Source organism: Acinetobacter sp. GN11, from assembly GCF_054823985.1.
Genome location: NZ_JRVL01000131.1, coordinates 1 through 2,956, shown reverse-complemented (window position 1 = coordinate 2,956; position 2,956 = coordinate 1). Strand labels below are relative to the sequence as shown.

The 2,956-nt window shown below is 40.8% G+C and carries 2 protein-coding genes; one reads left to right on the top strand and one right to left on the bottom strand.

The annotated features are described in order from the left end of the window. The coding region (gene clpB, locus NL42_RS12135; RefSeq protein WP_461312934.1) for an ATP-dependent chaperone ClpB at positions 1-2,487 on the top strand (2,487 nt) is incomplete at its 5' end. Positions 2,488-2,538: 51 nt separating this feature from the next. Here the strand turns inward: clpB and NL42_RS12130 are convergent. Next, a partial coding sequence (locus NL42_RS12130) for a CinA family protein (protein ID WP_461312933.1) occupies positions 2,539-2,956 on the bottom strand: 418 nt, incomplete at its 5' end.

The following is a 2,956-nucleotide window of genomic DNA, read 5'->3' as shown; positions in this document are numbered from 1 at the left end:
ATTCATATTTTGAGTACCCTTTTAGAAGAGCCATCAAATATTAGTTTGTTGCAACAAGCAGGTGCACGGTTACCTGAACTTAAACAAAAGCTTGAGCAAGCTATAAAAGATGCTCCGACCATTGCGAATCCGACTGGGGATGTCAATTTAAACCCTGAAGCTGTTAAAGCGCTTAATCTGGCAGATCGATATGCGCAAAAAGCGGGTGATGAATTTCTGTCAACTGACTGGGTGTTATTAGGCTTAGCAGAGACAGGCGAAACTAAAAATATTTTAAGTGCTGTAGGTGTAACTCCCGACAGCCTACGCAAAGTAATTGAACATATTCGAGGTAGTGATAAAGTCATGAGTAATAATCACGAAGATCAACGTGACTCACTTAATAAATATACGATTGATTTAACTGAGCGTGCCTTATCTGGAAAACTTGATCCGGTGATTGGGCGTGATGATGAAATCCGCCGTACCATTCAGGTTTTATCACGTCGTACAAAAAACAACCCTGTGCTTATTGGTGAACCGGGGGTTGGTAAAACCGCTATTGTTGAAGGTTTGGCTCAGCGTATTGTCAATGGTGAAGTACCAGAAGGCTTAAAAAGCAAACGAGTTTTATCATTAGATTTAGGTTCATTGCTTGCTGGTGCTAAATATCGTGGTGAGTTTGAAGAACGTTTAAAAGCTGTTTTAAAAGATTTAGCAAAACACGAAGGCGAAATCATCCTGTTTATTGATGAGCTACATACGCTTGTAGGCGCAGGTAAAGGCGATGGCGCAATGGATGCAGGTAATATGTTGAAACCTGCATTGGCGCGCGGTGAGTTGCGCTGTGTGGGTGCAACAACTTTAGATGAATATCGTCAATATATTGAAAAAGATGCTGCATTAGAGCGTCGTTTCCAAAAAGTGTTGGTTGATGAGCCAAGTGTAGAAGATACCATTGCGATTTTACGTGGTCTAAAAGAGAAATATGCCACTCACCATGGGGTGCAGATTTTAGACTCGGCGATTATTGCTGCGGCAAAAATGTCTCATCGTTACATCACCGATCGTCAATTACCAGACAAAGCAATTGACTTGATTGATGAGGCAGCTTCTCGTATTAAGATGGAAATTGACTCTAAACCTGAAGCACTTGATAAGCTTGATCGCCGTTTAATCCAGTTGAAAATGCAATTGGAAGCTGTGAAAAAAGATGAAGATGTAGGTAGTAAAGCCGAAGTCACTCATCTTGAAAGACAGATCGCTGAAGTTCAGAAAGAATACAACGATCTTGAAGAGATTTGGAAATCTGAGAAGACTCTTGTAGAAGGCACTAAACAAGCTCAAGTTGAACTTGATAAAGCGCGTATTGCTTTTGAAAAAGCTCAGCGTGAGGGTGATTTAGCTGAGGCAGCACGCTTACAGTACGGCGTAATTCCAGAGCTACAAAAACAACTGGAGCAAGACGAAGTTGCAGAAGAGAACGAAGAGCCAAAACTTATTCGTACTAAAGTAACTGAAAATGAAATTGCTGAGGTCGTTAGTGCTGCAACAGGAATTCCGGTCACTAAGATGCTGCAAGGCGAGCGTGAAAAACTACTCAATATGGAAGGTTTTTTACATGACCGCGTTGTAGGGCAAGATGAAGCTGTTGTTGCTGTTTCCAATGCTGTTCGTCGTTCGCGTGCAGGCTTGTCTGATCCGAATCGTCCAAGTGGTTCATTCTTGTTCTTAGGACCAACAGGTGTTGGTAAAACTGAGTTGACCAAAGCGCTGGCTAACTTCTTGTTTGACAGTGATGACGCCATGATTCGTATCGACATGAGTGAATTCATGGAGAAACATTCGGTTAGCCGTTTGGTTGGTGCTCCTCCAGGATATGTGGGTTATGAAGAAGGCGGTGTTTTAACAGAAGCTGTTCGCCGTAAACCATATAGTGTGGTGTTGTTTGATGAGGTTGAAAAAGCGCATCCAGATGTATTCAATATCTTGCTACAAGTGTTGGATGACGGTCGCTTAACCGACTCACAAGGTCGAGTAGTGGACTTTAAAAACACTGTGATTGTGATGACCTCGAACTTAGGTTCACAAGATGTACGTGAGCTAGGTGAGGGTGCAACAGACGATGAAGTGCGTACCATTGTAATGAATGCAGTAAGTCAGCATTTCCGTCCGGAATTTATTAACCGGATTGATGAGCTTGTGATTTTCCATTCACTCAAAAAAGCACAGATTCGAGGCATTGCCGATATTCAATTGGATCGCTTACGTTCGCGTCTTGTTGATCGTGATATGAGTTTGACTGTAGATGACACTGCTTTTGATTTATTGATTGATGCTGGTTTCGATCCTGTTTATGGTGCGCGTCCATTAAAACGTGCGATTCAACAACAGATTGAAAACACATTAGCGCAAAAAATCTTGTCGGGTGATTTTGTCGCAGGTGATACCATTTTAGTTAAAGGCGAAAATGGTCACTTAGTCTTCGATAAAATGAAACTCAGCTAAGCTTTTCTGCTAAAACCGAAAAGAGAATATGGAAACATATTCTCTTTTTTTTTATGGCGAGCCTATTTGTGTTTTTGATGTGAGTAAAGCAATTAAGGTGTCTGAAACTTTCCGAGTTAATGTTTTTAATTTTTGTTCGGGATGGCCAGATAAAAAATAATGGTAATGATAAATACGCTCTTGATAAGAAATACAAATAAAAAAAGTACCTACAGGCTTTTCTGCGGTTTCACTTCCCCCAGATTTTAATAGACCCGTACAACTTACAATAATATCGGCTTGTTGAAATAAGGTTTGTCCCAGCTTGCACATTTCCTCTGTAACTTGTGGTGACTCAGCTGTGTACGTCTCTATTAACTTGTGATCGATATTTAAAATACTAACTTTAATGCTGGGGTCATAACTCACTAAACCACCGAGTAGAATGTCTGCACCGCTATTTTTATGAATAGAAAATTGACTGGTTAAA